At 66.8% G+C, this 13,679-nt stretch carries 12 protein-coding genes and 3 tRNA genes; 11 read left to right on the top strand and 4 right to left on the bottom strand.

What is annotated here, in order from left to right:
* Positions 1-23 precede the first annotated feature (23 nt).
* From clpP to FOF45_RS00470, 8 genes are all read left to right on the top strand, one after another.
* Positions 24-650: an ATP-dependent Clp endopeptidase proteolytic subunit ClpP gene (gene clpP, locus FOF45_RS00505; RefSeq protein WP_115842923.1), complete on the top strand. Its 627-nt coding sequence runs from the start codon at positions 24-26 to the stop codon at positions 648-650.
* A gap of 144 nt (positions 651-794) precedes the next feature.
* Complete coding sequence (gene clpX, locus FOF45_RS00500; protein WP_158982087.1) at positions 795-2,087, top strand: ATP-dependent Clp protease ATP-binding subunit ClpX; 1,293 nt, start codon at positions 795-797, stop codon at positions 2,085-2,087.
* A 221-nt stretch (positions 2,088-2,308) separates the two neighbouring features.
* The gene (gene lon, locus FOF45_RS00495; protein ID WP_158982086.1) at positions 2,309-4,744 is read left to right on the top strand and encodes an endopeptidase La; all 2,436 of its coding nucleotides are present in this window, start codon (positions 2,309-2,311) and stop codon (positions 4,742-4,744) included.
* 186 nt (positions 4,745-4,930) lie between these two features.
* Complete coding sequence (locus tag FOF45_RS00490; RefSeq protein WP_267902644.1) at positions 4,931-5,236, top strand: HU family DNA-binding protein; 306 nt, start codon at positions 4,931-4,933, stop codon at positions 5,234-5,236.
* Between the two features lie 41 nt (positions 5,237-5,277).
* Positions 5,278-5,352, top strand: a tRNA-Val gene (locus tag FOF45_RS00485).
* A 44-nt stretch (positions 5,353-5,396) separates the two neighbouring features.
* A tRNA-Asp gene (locus FOF45_RS00480) sits at positions 5,397-5,473 on the top strand.
* A gap of 95 nt (positions 5,474-5,568) precedes the next feature.
* A tRNA-Asp gene (locus tag FOF45_RS00475) sits at positions 5,569-5,645 on the top strand.
* 123 nt (positions 5,646-5,768) lie between these two features.
* Positions 5,769-7,748 (top strand): peptidyl-prolyl cis-trans isomerase, encoded by a 1,980-nt coding sequence (locus FOF45_RS00470; RefSeq protein WP_158982084.1) that lies wholly within the window; start codon positions 5,769-5,771, stop codon positions 7,746-7,748.
* A 71-nt stretch (positions 7,749-7,819) separates the two neighbouring features.
* Here the strand turns inward: FOF45_RS00470 and FOF45_RS00465 are convergent, their stop codons facing one another.
* The 3 genes from FOF45_RS00465 to gloB form a co-directional block, all read right to left on the bottom strand.
* Positions 7,820-8,614, bottom strand: a complete 795-nt coding sequence (locus FOF45_RS00465) for an enoyl-ACP reductase FabI (RefSeq protein WP_158982083.1) — start codon at positions 8,612-8,614, stop codon at positions 7,820-7,822.
* A 101-nt stretch (positions 8,615-8,715) separates the two neighbouring features.
* On the bottom strand, positions 8,716-9,915 hold the full coding sequence (locus FOF45_RS00460) for a lytic transglycosylase domain-containing protein (RefSeq protein WP_425481944.1): 1,200 nt from the start codon (positions 9,913-9,915) through the stop codon (positions 8,716-8,718).
* An 11-nt stretch (positions 9,916-9,926) separates the two neighbouring features.
* Positions 9,927-10,694, bottom strand: coding sequence for a hydroxyacylglutathione hydrolase (gene gloB, locus FOF45_RS00455; protein WP_158982082.1), 768 nt, complete (start codon positions 10,692-10,694; stop codon positions 9,927-9,929).
* 85 nt (positions 10,695-10,779) lie between these two features.
* Here gloB and FOF45_RS00450 point away from each other — a divergent pair, with 85 nt between their 5' ends.
* The 3 genes from FOF45_RS00450 to dnaQ are packed head-to-tail and all read left to right on the top strand — an operon-like array spanning position 10,780 to position 12,760.
* The gene (locus FOF45_RS00450; protein ID WP_158982081.1) at positions 10,780-11,490 is read left to right on the top strand and encodes a hypothetical protein; all 711 of its coding nucleotides are present in this window, start codon (positions 10,780-10,782) and stop codon (positions 11,488-11,490) included.
* Positions 11,487-11,978, top strand: a complete 492-nt coding sequence (rnhA, locus tag FOF45_RS00445; protein WP_158982080.1) for a ribonuclease HI — start codon at positions 11,487-11,489, stop codon at positions 11,976-11,978. The genes FOF45_RS00450 and rnhA overlap by 4 nt, the downstream gene beginning before the upstream one ends.
* A gap of 41 nt (positions 11,979-12,019) precedes the next feature.
* Positions 12,020-12,760, top strand: coding sequence for a DNA polymerase III subunit epsilon (dnaQ, locus tag FOF45_RS00440; protein WP_158982079.1), 741 nt, complete (start codon positions 12,020-12,022; stop codon positions 12,758-12,760).
* A gap of 19 nt (positions 12,761-12,779) precedes the next feature.
* Here dnaQ and FOF45_RS00435 read toward each other — a convergent pair whose 3' ends face one another.
* Complete coding sequence (locus FOF45_RS00435) at positions 12,780-13,484, bottom strand: PP2C family protein-serine/threonine phosphatase (RefSeq protein ID WP_158982078.1); 705 nt, start codon at positions 13,482-13,484, stop codon at positions 12,780-12,782.
* Between the last annotated feature and the right edge of the window lie 195 nt (positions 13,485-13,679).

Raw genomic sequence — 13,679 nt, 5'->3', positions numbered from 1 at the left:
TTCAGCCCCAAGGGCCGTCGAACATGGATAACCTGACCAAAGCTCTGAACCTCGTGCCGATGGTGGTCGAACAGACCAGCCGGGGCGAGCGCGCCTACGACATCTATTCGCGCCTGCTCAAGGAGCGCGTGATCTTCCTCGTCGGTGGCGTGGACGACCACGTGGCGAACGTGATCGTGGCGCAGATGCTGTTCCTCGAGGCCGAGAACCCCGAGAAGGACATCAGCCTTTACATCAACTCGCCCGGTGGCGTGGTCACCGCGGGCCTGGCGATCTACGACACCATGCAGTACATCAAGCCGGACGTGAGCACCATCTGCGTCGGCCAGGCCGCCTCGATGGGCGCGCTGTTGCTGGCTGCCGGCGCCAAGGGCAAGCGCTACGCGCTGCCGAATTCGCGCGTGATGATCCACCAGCCGCTGGGCGGCTTCCAGGGCCAGGCGACGGACATCGACATCCATGCCCGCGAAATCCTGACCCTGCGCCAGCGCCTCAACGAGATCCTGGCCAAGCACACCGGTCAGGCGCTGGAGACGATCGCCCGCGACACCGAGCGCGACAACTTCAAGAGTGCCGAGGCGGCCCGCGAATACGGCCTGGTCGACCAGGTCCTCGAGCGCCGTCCGGAAGACTCGATCCAGGCCGGCTGAACGCAAGGCATTGATCCAGCGGATTTTCCGACCCGTGATCCGACCCGCGAGGCGGGCCGGACCGCTGTGTTATCCTCGGGCCGCACCACCTGAACGCGTCGTGCCACGGCGGGTTCAAGACAAAAGCACCATTTGGGCACAAGCATGAGCGACGACCGACAGGGCCGCAGCACCGGCGACAGCAACAAGATCCTCTATTGCTCGTTCTGCGGGAAAAGCCAGCACGAGGTCCGCAAGCTCATTGCGGGCCCGAGCGTGTTCATCTGCGACGAGTGCGTCGAGCTGTGCAACGACATCATCCGTGAGGAACTCGAAGAGAAGGCGCAGTCGGCGCGCAGCCACCTGCCCAAGCCGCGCGAGATCCTCGAGGTCCTCGACCAGTACGTGATCGGCCAGCAGCGCGCCAAGCGCACGCTCGCGGTCGCCGTGTACAACCATTACAAGCGCATCGAAAGCCGCCAGAAGAACGACGACGTCGAGCTGGCGAAGTCGAACATCCTGCTGGTCGGCCCGACCGGTTCGGGCAAAACGCTGCTGGCCGAGACGCTGGCGCGCCTGCTCAACGTACCGTTCACGATCGCCGATGCGACCACGCTGACCGAAGCCGGCTATGTCGGCGAGGACGTGGAGAACATCATCCAGAAGCTGCTGCAGAAGTGCGACTACGACGTCGAGAAGGCGCAGCAGGGCATCGTCTACATCGACGAGATCGACAAGATCTCGCGCAAGAGCGACAACCCGTCCATCACCCGTGACGTGTCGGGCGAGGGCGTGCAGCAGGCGCTGCTGAAGCTCATCGAAGGCACCGTCGCCAGCGTTCCGCCGCAGGGCGGCCGCAAGCATCCGCAGCAGGAGTTCCTGCAGGTCGATACGCGCAACATCCTGTTCGTCGTCGGCGGCGCGTTCGCCGGCCTGGACAAGATCATCCAGCAGCGCAGCACGGAAGCCGGCGGCATCGGCTTCGGCGCCAAGGTAAAGAGCAGCGAGCGCAAGAACGACATCGGCAAGCTGCTGGCGGACGTGGAGCCGGAAGACCTGATCAAGTTCGGCCTGATCCCCGAGTTCGTCGGCCGCCTGCCGGTCGTGGCGACGCTGGAGGAGCTGGACGAGCCGGCGCTGGTCAAGATCCTGACCGAGCCGAAGAACGCCATCACCAAGCAGTTCAAGAAGCTGTTCGAGATGGAAGGCGTGGAGCTGGAGTTCCGCCCGGACGCCCTGGCCGCGATCGCCCGCAAGGCGCTCAAGCGCAAGACCGGCGCCCGTGGCCTGCGCACCATCGTCGAGTCGGTCCTGCTGGACACGATGTACGAGCTGCCGTCGCTGGAGAACGTCAGCAAGGTGGTCGTGGACGAGTCGGTCATCGACCACAAGACCGAGCCGTACCTGATCTACCAGACGCCGCCCCCGGCGGCTCCGAAAGTCGCCGCCGCGGACTGACCGCGGCGTGACGGCCATCGCGCCTCCGACGGGGGCGCCAGACCGGGCTGCGCCCGGCTAAACGGCTGATTCACAAGACATGAATGCCCCCGGCTCGCAGCATGGCCTGCGGGCCGCTTGCATCCGTTCGCGGCGGACCCCATAACCGTTCGCAATGGGCCACGCGTGCCCGACGATGTCCCCGGGCCGCCGCGCCCGACCCCCTGTTTCCGGAGTCCCCCATGACTGTTTCACCAGAGCACGAGACGCTGAACCTGCCGGTCCTGCCGCTGCGCGACGTGGTCGTGTTCCCGCACATGGTGATCCCGCTGTTCGTCGGCCGCGACAAGTCGATCCATGCGCTCGACCTGGCGATGGAGTCGGACAAGCGCATCCTGCTGGTCGCGCAGAAGTCCGCCGAGACGGACGATCCCGGCGCGGCCGATCTGTACGAAGTCGGCACGCTCGCCCAGGTGCTGCAGCTGCTGAAGCTCCCCGATGGCACGATCAAAGTGCTGGTCGAAGGCGTCTCGCGCGTCACCGTGCACGACGTGCGCGAACGCGACGGTGCGCTCAGCGGCCAGGCCGAAGTGGTCGAGCCGCTCAACGATCGCGAAGATCGCGAAATCGAAGCGATCGCGCGCTCGCTGATGGGCCTGTTCGAGCAGTACGTAAAGACCAACCGCAAGCTTCCGCCGGAGCTGATGCAGACGCTGTCCGGCATCGACGAACCCGGCCGCCTGGCCGACACGATCGCCGCGCACCTGGGCGTGCGCATCGGCGACAAGCAGAAGCTGCTGGAGACGCACGGCATCGGCGCGCGACTGGAACAACTCGTCGGCATGGTCGATGGCGAGATCGACGTGCAGCAGCTGGAGAAGCGCATCCGCGGCCGAGTGAAGTCGCAGATGGAGAAGAGCCAGCGCGAGTACTACCTCAACGAGCAGATGAAGGCGATCCAGAAGGAGCTCGGCGAGATCGATGACGCGCCCAACGACATCGACGAGCTGACCCGCAAGATCGCCGAGGCCGGCATGCCCAAGCCGGTGGAAACCAAGGCCAAGGCCGAACTCAACAAGCTCAAGCAGATGTCGCCGATGTCGGCCGAGGCCGCTGTCGTGCGCAACTACCTCGACTGGCTGCTGGGCGTACCGTGGAAGAAGCGCACCAAGGTGCGCAAGGACCTGAAGGCCGCGCAGGACGTGCTCGACGCCGACCATTTCGGCCTGGAGAAGGTCAAGGAACGCATCCTCGAGTACCTCGCGGTGCAGTCGCGCGTGAAGCAGATGAAGGGCCCGATCCTGTGCCTCGTCGGCCCGCCGGGTGTGGGCAAGACCTCGCTGGGCCAGTCGATCGCGAAGGCCACGAACCGCAAGTTCGTGCGCATGTCGCTGGGCGGCGTGCGCGATGAGGCCGAGATCCGTGGCCATCGCCGCACCTACGTCGGTTCCATGCCGGGTCGCATCGTGCAGAACCTCAACAAGGTCAGCAGCAAGAACCCGCTGTTCGTGCTCGACGAGATCGACAAGATGTCGATGGATTTCCGCGGAGATCCGTCGTCGGCGCTGCTGGAAGTGCTCGATCCCGAGCAGAACAACGCCTTCAACGACCACTACCTCGAAGTCGACCTCGATCTGTCGGAGGTGATGTTCGTCGCGACGTCCAACTCGCTGAACATCCCCGGCCCGCTGCTCGACCGCATGGAGGTCATCCGCATCCCGGGTTACACCGAGGAAGAGAAGCTCAACATCGCGATGCGCTACCTGCTGCCCAAGCAGATCAAGGGCAACGGCCTGAAGCCGGAAGAGCTGAAGGTTGCCGAAAGCGCGGTGCGCGACATCGTGCGCTACTACACGCGCGAGTCGGGCGTGCGTTCGCTCGAGCGCGAGATCGCCAAGATCTGCCGCAAGGTGGTGAAGGAAATCGCACTCGCCGGCCCGTCGAAGAAGGGCGCGAAGAAGAGTGTCGTCAACGTCACGTCGAAGAACCTCGACAAGTATCTCGGCGTGCGCCGCTTCGACTTCGGTCGTGCGGAAGAGCAGAACGAAGTCGGCCTGGTCACCGGCCTGGCGTGGACTGAAGTCGGCGGCGATCTGCTGCAGATCGAATCCACCCTCGTCCCGGGCAAGGGTCAGTTGCTGCTGACCGGCCAGCTCGGCGACGTGATGAAGGAATCCGCGTCGGCGGCGCTGTCGGTGGTGCGCGCGCGCACGGAACAGCTCGGTATCGATCTGGATTTCCTGCAGAAGCACGACGTGCACGTGCACGTGCCGGAAGGTGCGACGCCGAAGGACGGCCCCAGCGCAGGCATTGCGATGGCGACGGCGCTGGTGTCGATGCTGACGAAGAATCCGGTGAAGGCCGATGTCGCCATGACCGGCGAGATCACCCTGCGCGGCCGTGTGCTGCCGATCGGCGGTCTCAAGGAGAAGTTGCTGGCCGCGCTGCGTGGCGGCATCCGCACCGTGATCATCCCGGAAGAGAACCGCAAGGACCTGGCTGACCTGCCCAAGACCGTGACGCAGGGCATGAAGATCCTTCCGGTGAAGTGGATCGACGAGGTGCTCGGCATCGCGCTGGAGCGGGCGCCATCGCCCACACCGTCGCCCGCCGGTGCGGGCGAGGTGCCGGTGCGCGACGGTTCCAAGTCGATCTCGCAAACAGACGTCAAACATTGACGCAATCGGTCTATTTCGCATTGATCGAAAGCGCTGGAAGCCGCGTCACAGCTAGCTTTCCGGCTTGCACCCCCAAAATGCCACTGGTATAACGGCTGCGGACCGCGCAGGGCATTGCAGCGCAATGCCTGTGCGGCGAAGTCGATCGGGGGATAGCCTTCGATTACACGCTGCTTCAATCAGAACATGCGGCATCAACCGCACAGGGAGTCAAGACGAATGAACAAGGCTGAGTTTGTTGGCGCCGTTGCCGAGGCCGCCGAGCTGTCCAAGACCGACGCCGCGAACGCCGTCGACGCGATGATCAGCGTCGTCACCAAGGCGCTCAAGAAGGGCGACACGGTCACGCTGGTCGGCTTCGGCACCTTCCAGGTCCGCAAGCGCGCCGCTCGCCAGGGCCGCAATCCGAAGACCGGCGAGACGATCAAGATCAAGGCCTCGAAGAATCCGTCGTTCAAGGCTGGCAAGGCGCTCAAGGACGCTGTAAACTAAGCGACTCGCCGCCGAGGCCAAGTGCATCGGCAAGCCAAGCAGGGTGCTTAGCTCAGCGGTAGAGCGTCTCCTTTACACGGAGAGGGTCGGGGGTTCGAAACCCTCAGCACCCACCATCAAGCACCCGATGGGCTGTTTGAACGAAAGTTTTCGAAAGTGCGGAGTGGTAGTTCAGTCGGTTAGAATGCTGGCCTGTCACGCCGGAGGTCGCGGGTTCGAGTCCCGTCCACTCCGCCAGTTTCGTCAAAGGCGCCGGAAACGGCGCCTTTGTTTTATATTAGTGAGGGCTCCGGTTTTTTCTGCATCGACCGGTAATCCGAGAGTTCAGACGCGGAGTGGTAGTTCAGTCGGTTAGAATGCTGGCCTGTCACGCCGGAGGTCGCGGGTTCGAGTCCCGTCCACTCCGCCAGTCTCGCCAAAGGCGCCGGAAACGGCGCCTTTGTTTTTTTCCGCTTCCGCATGCCCGCCCGGGCGACGTGGCAGCCCCGCAGCGCGCTAAACTGTCCGGCTTACGACCGAACTCGACCCGGACATGCTGCAGAAACTTCGCGAAAAGACCTCGGGCTGGATCGCCACTGTGATCCTGGGCTTGTTGATCATTCCCTTCGCCTTCGTGGGCATCGAGCAGTACCTCGGCCAGCGCACCGATACGTCGGTGGCGCGGATCGACGCACCGCCGACCTGGTGGCCCGCCGCGCCGTCGTACTGGCCGGTCTCGGTGTTCTGGCAGCACGAGAAGGTCGAGATCGACGAATTCCGCGCCCTGTTCGAACAGGAGCGCCAGCGTCGCCGCGCGGAGCAGGGCGAAGCGTTCGACGCACGCGCATTCGAGACCGTGGACAACAAGCGCGCGATCCTCGATTCGCTGATCGACCAGCGCGTGCAGAAACTCGCCGCCGAGCGCAACGGCCTGCTCGTGAGCGATGCGATGGTGAAGAAGACCATCCAGGGCATTCCGGCATTCCAGGTCGACGGCAAGTTCAGCTACGAGCGTTACAAGCTTGCGCTGGCATCGCTGACGCCGCCGAAGACCGAGCCGCAGTTCGAGCAGGAAGTGCGCAACGACCTGCAGCGTTCGCTGCTCTCGATCGGCGTGGGCGCCAGCAACTTCGTCACGACCGCCGAAATGGATCGCCTGCTGCGCCTGGACGGTCAGCGTCGTGACGTCAGCCTGCTGTTGCTGCCGCCGCCGGCCGCCGATACCGCCGCGGTCAGTGCCGCCGAGATCCAGCAGTGGTACGACAACCACGTCGCGCAGTACCGCGCGCCCGAGGCCGTCTCCATCGAGTTCGTCGAAGTGAATGCCGCGACGTTGCCGGCGGCTCCGGCCGCGGACGACGCGACGTTGCGCCAGCGCTACGAACAGGAAAAGAACCGCTTCGTCGAAGCCGAGCAGCGCCTCGCATCGCACATCCTCGTGCGCGTCGAGGAAGGCGCGGACGCCGCGGCGCAGAAGGCGGCACAGGACAAGGCCACGCGCCTGGCCGAACAGGCCAAGGCAGCCGGTGCCGATTTCGCCGCGCTCGCGCGCGCCAACAGCGACGACACCGGTTCGCAGGCCGTGGGTGGCGACGTGGGCTGGGTCAGCAAGGGCATGATGGTCGGCCCGTTCGAAGAAGCGCTGTTCGCGATGAAGGCCGGTGAGATCAGCGGTCCGGTCAAGAGCGACTTTGGCTGGCACGTGATCCAGCTGCGCGAGATCAAGAGCGGTGCGCAGGAAAGCTTCGAGCAGGCGCGCGAAGCGCTTGCCATCGAGCAGGCCGAAGCCGATCGCGACCGCGTCGCCAGTGAGTTCAGCAGCCGCCTCGTCGACCTGACACTGAAGAATCCGTCGTCGCTCGCGCCGGCCGCGCGCGAGATGAGCCTGCCGCTGCAGAAGGCGGGTCCGTTCACGCGCGCCAACGCGCAGGGCATCGCCGCGAACAAAGCGGTGCAGCGCGTCGCGTTCTCCGAGGAAGCGATCCAGGACGGTGCGATCAGCGATCCGATCGAGATCGGTCCGGGCCACAGCGTGCTGATCCGCGTCACCGAGCACACGCCGGAACGCGCGCAGGCGCTGGCGCAGGTGCGCGACCAGGTCATCGCCGCGGTGCGCGCCGATCGCGCAGCCAAGGCGGCGAAGAAGGATGCCGATGCGCTGGTGGCTCGCGTGAACGGCGGCGAGACGCTCGACGCCATCGCCGCGTCGCGCCAGCTGCCGCCGCCGCATGCGCTTCCGGGCGTGCCGCGCAATGCGCCGGTCCCGAATGCCGAGGTGTCGAAGGCGATCTTCGAAACGCCGGCGCCGGCGCAAGGCAAGGTTGCCGCGGGCCATGCCCCGATGCCGGACGGCAGCACCGTGCTGTTCGCCATCACGAATGTGACGCCGGGCGATGCCGCGGCGATTCCGACCGAACAGCGCGACATGGTGCGCCAGCAGATCGCGCAGATCGGCGGGCGCGAGGACATGCAGGAACTGGTCGGCGCGCTGCGCAAGCGCGTGAAGGTGACGGTGGTCGAGCAGAACCTCTGATCGATCGCGCGACCGCGCAAACGAAAAGGCCCGGCATTGCCGGGCCTTTTTCGTTGCGTTCGACGTGCCGCTCAGTCGTTGCTGATGCCGGTCATGCCGAGGATGTTGTAGCCGGCGTCGACATAGGTCACTTCGCCGGTGACGCCCGCGGCCAGGTCCGAGCACAGGAACGCGGCGACGTTGCCGACGTCCTCGATCGTCACCGTGCGGCGCAGCGGTGCGTTCTCTTCGACGTGGCCGAGGATCTTGCGGAAGCCAGCAATGCCGGCGGCTGCCAGCGTCTTGATCGGACCTGCGGAGATCGCATTGACGCGCGTGCCTTCCGGGCCGAGGTTGCAGGCGAGGTAGCGCACCGACGCTTCGAGGCTGGCCTTGGCCACGCCCATCAGGTTGTAACCGACCAGCGCACGCTCGGCGCCCAGATAGCTCAGCGTCAGGATCGAACCGTTGCGGCCCTTCATCAGCGGACGCGCCGCCTTGGACAGCGCCGACAGCGAATACGACGAAACGTCGTGGGCGATGGCGAAGTTCTCGCGGGTCAGGCCGTCGAGGAACTGGCCGGCGATCGCTTCGCGCGGCGCGAATGCGATCGCGTGCACGAGGATGTCGAAACCGTCGGTCCAGCGCTGGCCGAGCTGCTCGAAGCACGCGGCGATCTGCGCATCGTCGCTCACGTCCAGCGGCAGGACGATGTCGCTGCCGTACTCGGTCGCGGCCGCTTCCACGCGCGACTTCAGCTTGTCGTTCTGGTAGGTGAACGCCAGTTGCGCGCCTTCGCGGTGCATGGCCTCGGCGATGCCGCTGGCGATCGAACGCTCGCTGGCGATACCGGTGATCAGTGCACGCTTGCCTTGCAGAAAACCCATGTGCCGTTCCTTTCTGGTGGTCGTGACCGCGCGTGCGGTCGAGCAAAGGATCTAGTGTAGCCCCGGCCAGCGCCGCGTTGCGGCGATGCGCTGGCGTAGGGTCAGGGCGAGCCCGTGGCGGCGGGGATCGTGCCGGTCGGCTGTCCCGGCGCATCGATCACCAGCCTCTGTCCCGGGCGCAACACGGCCTTCACGGGCAGGCCGTTGCGCTGCATGAGGTCGTCGATGGCGATGCCGTAGCGGCGCGCGATGGTCCACGCGCTCTCGCCGCGCGCGACGGTATGGCGACGCGGTGGGGCGGCGCTCTCGGAGGACGCGTCGATAGGTGTCGCCGTGGACACCGCGGCAGGCGGTGCATCCGCCGCCACGCTGGCGGTGGTCGCCGCGTCGTTCGTTGCCGCCATCGCGAGCAGGCGTGCGGGCGAGCCGCCCGCGGTCGTGATGCGTCCATCGACGAATACCGGATTGAGGCGTCGCAGCTGCTGTGCGTCCTGTCCCGTACGCGTGGCCCACTGGTCCAGGCGTTTCACATCCACTTTCACCGTCTGCAAGCGCGGCACCGGGCGATCCAGCGCGTGCAGCCATTCATCGCGATCGTCGGCCTGTTCGATCAGGCACGACAGCGCATGCAGCTTGCGCACGTAAGCGCGGGTGATGTCGGACAACCCGGTGAGCTTTTCCGGCTGCGCGTTGCGTGCGACCTGGCCGCTCTTCTTCAGTGCGCCAAGCACGCGATATTCGCCGGCGTTATAGGCCATCACCGCCAGTCGCCAGTCGCCGGCGAACATGCCGTGCAGCGTCTTCAGATAACGCACCGCGGCCTGCGTCGAATCGACCGCCGACAGCCGTCCGTCGTAACCGTTGCGCATCGGTACGCCGTGGTCGCGCGCGGTGATCGCGATCATCTGCCACAGCCCGGCAGGTCCGGCCGCGCTGCGCGCCGAGGGGCGGTAGCCGCTTTCGACGAAGGGAATCAGCGCGAATTCGGTCGGCAGGTCCGCTTCGCGCACAGCATCGACGACGTAGCCGAACATCGGCAGGACGTCGTCGTTGCCGGAAGCGAGCCGTCGCGGCACGTGGGCGAAGTGCTGGCGCCAGCGCACGGAAGCCGCGTCCGCGTCGCACTCGGGTTCGGCCAGTCCGTCGCGGAAGTCGCGGTAGATGTCCAGGCCGTTGCGGAACCCGGGCGGGGTCGCATCGGGAGGCGTCGCCTTGCCTTCGACGGCGTCGGCGGATTTCTGTGCCAGGGCCGGCGCGAGCGCGAAGGCCAGGCACAGGCCGAGGATCGTTGCTCGCCGTATCAGGGCGGACGTCACGCGACGAATCCGTCCTTCCAGCGCCGCAATGCGGCGAAGGCCTCGACCGCGTCAGCAGGCGCGTGACCGAGGTGCCGTGCGAGCGAGGCGCGGACTTCCTCCGCGTCCACCCGCAGGAATGGATTGGCGGCGAGCTCGCCGCCGACAGTGCTGGGCAGGGTGGGACGTCCGCTATCACGCATGGCCTGGGCCTCCTCGATCCGGCGCGCGAGCACCGGGTTGCCGGGTTCTACCACGCGGGCGAAGGCCGCGTTTGCGAGCGTGTACTCATGTCCGCAACACACCCGGGTCTCGGGGGGCAGGGCGGCCAGTCGCGACAGGGAGCCGCGCATCTGTGCTGGCGTGCCCTCGAACATCCGTCCGCAGCCGAGGCTGAACAGGGTGTCCCCGCAGAACAGCAGGCCCTCGCCGACGTAGGCGACGTGGCTGGTGGTGTGGCCGGGGACGGCCAGGATCTCGAATCGCCAGCCCGCCACGTCGATCCGATCGCCATCGCCGACCCGCGTCGGGGTTCCGCCGATCCGTTCGTCGTGCGGGGCGAACACCGGCAGCTCCGGCCAGCGCTCCAGCAGCGCCGGGACGCCGCCGACGTGGTCGGGATGGTGGTGGGTCAGCAGGATGCCCGCCGGGCGCAGGCCCGCGTCGGCGGCCTCGAACACCGGGGCAGCCTGGCTCGGGTCCACGATCAGGGCCCGCGAGCCGTCGTCGGCGGCGCAGGTCCAGATGTAGTTGTCGCTCAGGGCGGGCAGTGGTTGCAGTCGCATGCGGATTCCTCGGGGCTTGGCAGCAGGGCGCCGCCATGTCGCACAATCACCCAAGGGGCCGGCGCCCCGGAGAACGGTCCCGACCATGCCCGCGCACCTGCCTCACCGTCAACACGAAACCGTCTCCGGACCGTTGGCCTGGTTCGGCAGCGAGGCGGGGCAGGGCCTGCTGGCCGTCCAGGAAACCGCGATGGCGCGCGTGCTGGCTTCGCAGCCGGCCGCGCCCTGGGTCTGGCTGGGTACGCACGGTGCTGCGCCGCCGGACATCCCCGGCGGGCGCGGCGTCCTGTTGCACCGCAATGTCGCGGGATTCGACGGTGCGGTGCGATGCGCGCTGCCGCTGCCGTTCGCCAGCGAGGCGATGGGCGCGGTGCTGGTGCAGCACGCGCTGGACGACGGCTTCGCGATCGACGACGTGCTCGACGAATGCGGACGCATCCTCATGCCCGGCGGCACGCTGTGGCTGGCGGCGCTGAATCCGTGGAGTCCGTATCGCGCGCGCTGGGCACGCAGCGGCCTGCACGCGCGCGACCCGGGCGGTTGGCAATCGTCGTTGCGACGCACGGGGTTCGCGGTCGATACGGTGAGCCTGCAGTGGTTCGGTCCGCACTGGCGCGTGGCCCACGGCGATGTCGGCGTCGGCGCGGCCGATCGCCTGCGCGCCGGGATCGCGCTCACGGTCAACAAGCGCGTGCACGCGTTGATCCCGCCCAAGCCGCTGCGCAACCTGCGCTGGCAGGCCGGAAGCACGAGATCGCACCTGGCGAGACGCGGCACGGCGATAATGAAGCCATGAATCGCGACGCATCGACCTCCACCGACTCCCCCTCCCGCAAACACATCGAAGTCCACACCGACGGCGCGTGCCTGGGCAATCCCGGCCCCGGCGGCTGGGCCGCATTGCTGCGCTACCGCGGCCACGAACGCGAGATTTCCGGCGGCGAGCCCGACACCACCAACAATCGCATGGAGCTGATGGGCGCGATCATGGCGCTGGAAACGCTCAGCGAACCCTGCAGCGTCGTGTTGCACACCGATTCGCAGTACGTGCGCCAAGGCATCACCGAGTGGATCGGCAACTGGGTGCGCCGCGGCTGGAAGACCGCGGGCGGCGATCCGGTCAAGAACCGCGACCTGTGGGAGCGCCTGCACGCGGCGACGCTGCAGCACCGCATCGAATGGAAATGGGTGAAGGGCCATTCCGGCGATCCCGACAACGAGCGCGTCGACGTGCTGGCGCGCAACCAGGCGCAGCGTTTCCGCGCCGGAGCCGCGGCGCGCTGAGTCGCCCGCGCAACCCGAATGAACATGTGAGAATGGCGCCGATGCGGCAGATCATCCTGGACACCGAAACCACCGGCCTGAGCTGGGAACGCGGCAACCGCGTGGTCGAAATCGGCTGCGTGGAATATGTGGAGCGCCGCCCGAGCGGGCGCACCTTCCACGTCTACCTCAAGCCCGACTGCGACTTCGAGCAGGGCGCACAGGAAGTCACCGGCCTGACCTTGGAATTCCTCGCCGACAAGCCTGAGTTCGCGGCGATCGCCGATGAGTTCCTCGAGTTCATCGACGGCGCGGAACTGATCATCCATAACGCGGCGTTCGACGTCGGCTTCCTCGACAACGAACTGCGCCGCATGGGCCCGGAATACGGCTCCCTGAAGGACCGCTGCGGCGTCGAGGACACGCTGCTGATGGCGCGCCAGCGTTTCCCGGGCCAGCGCAACTCGCTGGACGCGCTGTGCAAGCGGCTGGGCGTGGACAATTCGCACCGTCAGTTGCACGGCGCGCTGCTCGACGCGCAGATCCTCGCCGAGGTCTATCTCGCGCTGACGTCCGGGCAGGAAGAGATCGGTTTCGGTCTGGACGCGGCGGCGTCGGCGGTGGAGGCGGTGCAGTTCCGCACCGACCCGCAGGCGGCGCGTCCGCGCGTGCAGGTGAGTACGGACGAGCTTGCCGCGCACCAGGTGCGGCTCGAGAAACTGCGCAAGAAGGCCGGCGGAACCTGCGTCTGGGACCAGTTCGAGATGGTGGCCTCGGACGAAGCGGCGCTGGAACCGGCCTGACCGCGCCGCGCCGCAACCGTCAGTGGTTGCGGACGAGGATCACCGTGACGTTGTCCGAGCCGCCGCCGTCGAGCGCTGCGGCGACCAGCGTGTCCACGCATTCCTGAGCACTGCAGTCGCCCTGCGACAACACCCGGGCGATCCCGCGGTCGTCGAGTTCCTCGGTGAGTCCGTCGCTGCACAGCAGCAGCTGCATGCCCGGCTTCAGTTCGCCGGTCATGGTCTCGACGTTGAGGTTGCGCGGATCGGTCACGCCCAGCGCCTGTGTCACCACGTTGCGATGCGGATGGCTGCGCGCCTGTTCCTGGGTGATCGCGCCGTTGGCGATCAGTTCCTGCACGTAGCTGTGATCCTGCGAGAGCTGGGCGAGGTGTCCTTCGCGCCACAGGTACACGCGGCTGTCGCCGACCCATGCCACCTCGAAGCGGTTGCCCGAGATGCGGGCAGCGACGACCGTCGTGCCCATCGGCAGCGCGTCGTTGCGGCGTTTGGAAGTGCGGATGATCTCTTCGTCGGCGATGCGGATCGCCTGCGCCAGCGGCGTGCCGTCGCGGATCTCGCGGACGATGGTTTCGCGCGCGAGTGCACTCGCCACTTCGCCGTATTCGTGACCGCCCATGCCGTCGGCCACCAGCCACAGCCCAAGCTCGCCGTCACCGTAGTAGGTGTCTTCGTTCAGCTCGCGGCGCAGGCCGACGTGCGTGAGGTGTCCGAATTCGATCATGCGTCGAGGAGGCGGTGGTGTCGGCGGGTCTTTCAACCGGTAACGGAATCATCGGCGGGCGACGGCCGCGAGGCAAGAAGCCGTTTGGCGCGCAGTCAGGGGATGGATGGCGTGCGGAGTGCGGGATCGCGAATCGAATGGCGACCGGATGGGCGGGATGGACTCGCGCCATCCTTGGCGCTCGCCTTCCGGCGC

Source organism: Lysobacter panacisoli, from assembly GCF_009765165.1.
Classification (GTDB): domain Bacteria; phylum Pseudomonadota; class Gammaproteobacteria; order Xanthomonadales; family Xanthomonadaceae; genus Lysobacter_J; species Lysobacter_J panacisoli.
The sequence above is the reverse complement of the archived record's forward strand: the minus strand, read 5'-3'. Positions and strand labels throughout refer to the sequence as shown.

What these genes read in the sequence shown, in the direction of transcription:
- clpP (WP_115842923.1), top strand. Translation starts at nt 24, where the DNA reads ATGGATAACCTGACCAAAGCTCTGAACCTCGTGCCGATGGTGGTCGAA.
- clpX (WP_158982087.1), top strand. Translation starts at nt 795, where the DNA reads ATGAGCGACGACCGACAGGGCCGCAGCACCGGCGACAGCAACAAGATC.
- lon (WP_158982086.1), top strand. Translation starts at nt 2,309, where the DNA reads ATGACTGTTTCACCAGAGCACGAGACGCTGAACCTGCCGGTCCTGCCG.
- FOF45_RS00490 (WP_267902644.1), top strand. Translation starts at nt 4,931, where the DNA reads ATGCGGCATCAACCGCACAGGGAGTCAAGACGAATGAACAAGGCTGAG.
- FOF45_RS00470 (WP_158982084.1), top strand. Translation starts at nt 5,769, where the DNA reads ATGCTGCAGAAACTTCGCGAAAAGACCTCGGGCTGGATCGCCACTGTG.
- FOF45_RS00465 (WP_158982083.1), bottom strand. Translation starts at nt 8,614, where the DNA reads ATGGGTTTTCTGCAAGGCAAGCGTGCACTGATCACCGGTATCGCCAGC.
- gloB (WP_158982082.1), bottom strand. Translation starts at nt 10,694, where the DNA reads ATGCGACTGCAACCACTGCCCGCCCTGAGCGACAACTACATCTGGACC.
- FOF45_RS00450 (WP_158982081.1), top strand. Translation starts at nt 10,780, where the DNA reads ATGCCCGCGCACCTGCCTCACCGTCAACACGAAACCGTCTCCGGACCG.
- rnhA (WP_158982080.1), top strand. Translation starts at nt 11,487, where the DNA reads ATGAATCGCGACGCATCGACCTCCACCGACTCCCCCTCCCGCAAACAC.
- dnaQ (WP_158982079.1), top strand. Translation starts at nt 12,020, where the DNA reads ATGCGGCAGATCATCCTGGACACCGAAACCACCGGCCTGAGCTGGGAA.
- FOF45_RS00435 (WP_158982078.1), bottom strand. Translation starts at nt 13,484, where the DNA reads ATGATCGAATTCGGACACCTCACGCACGTCGGCCTGCGCCGCGAGCTG.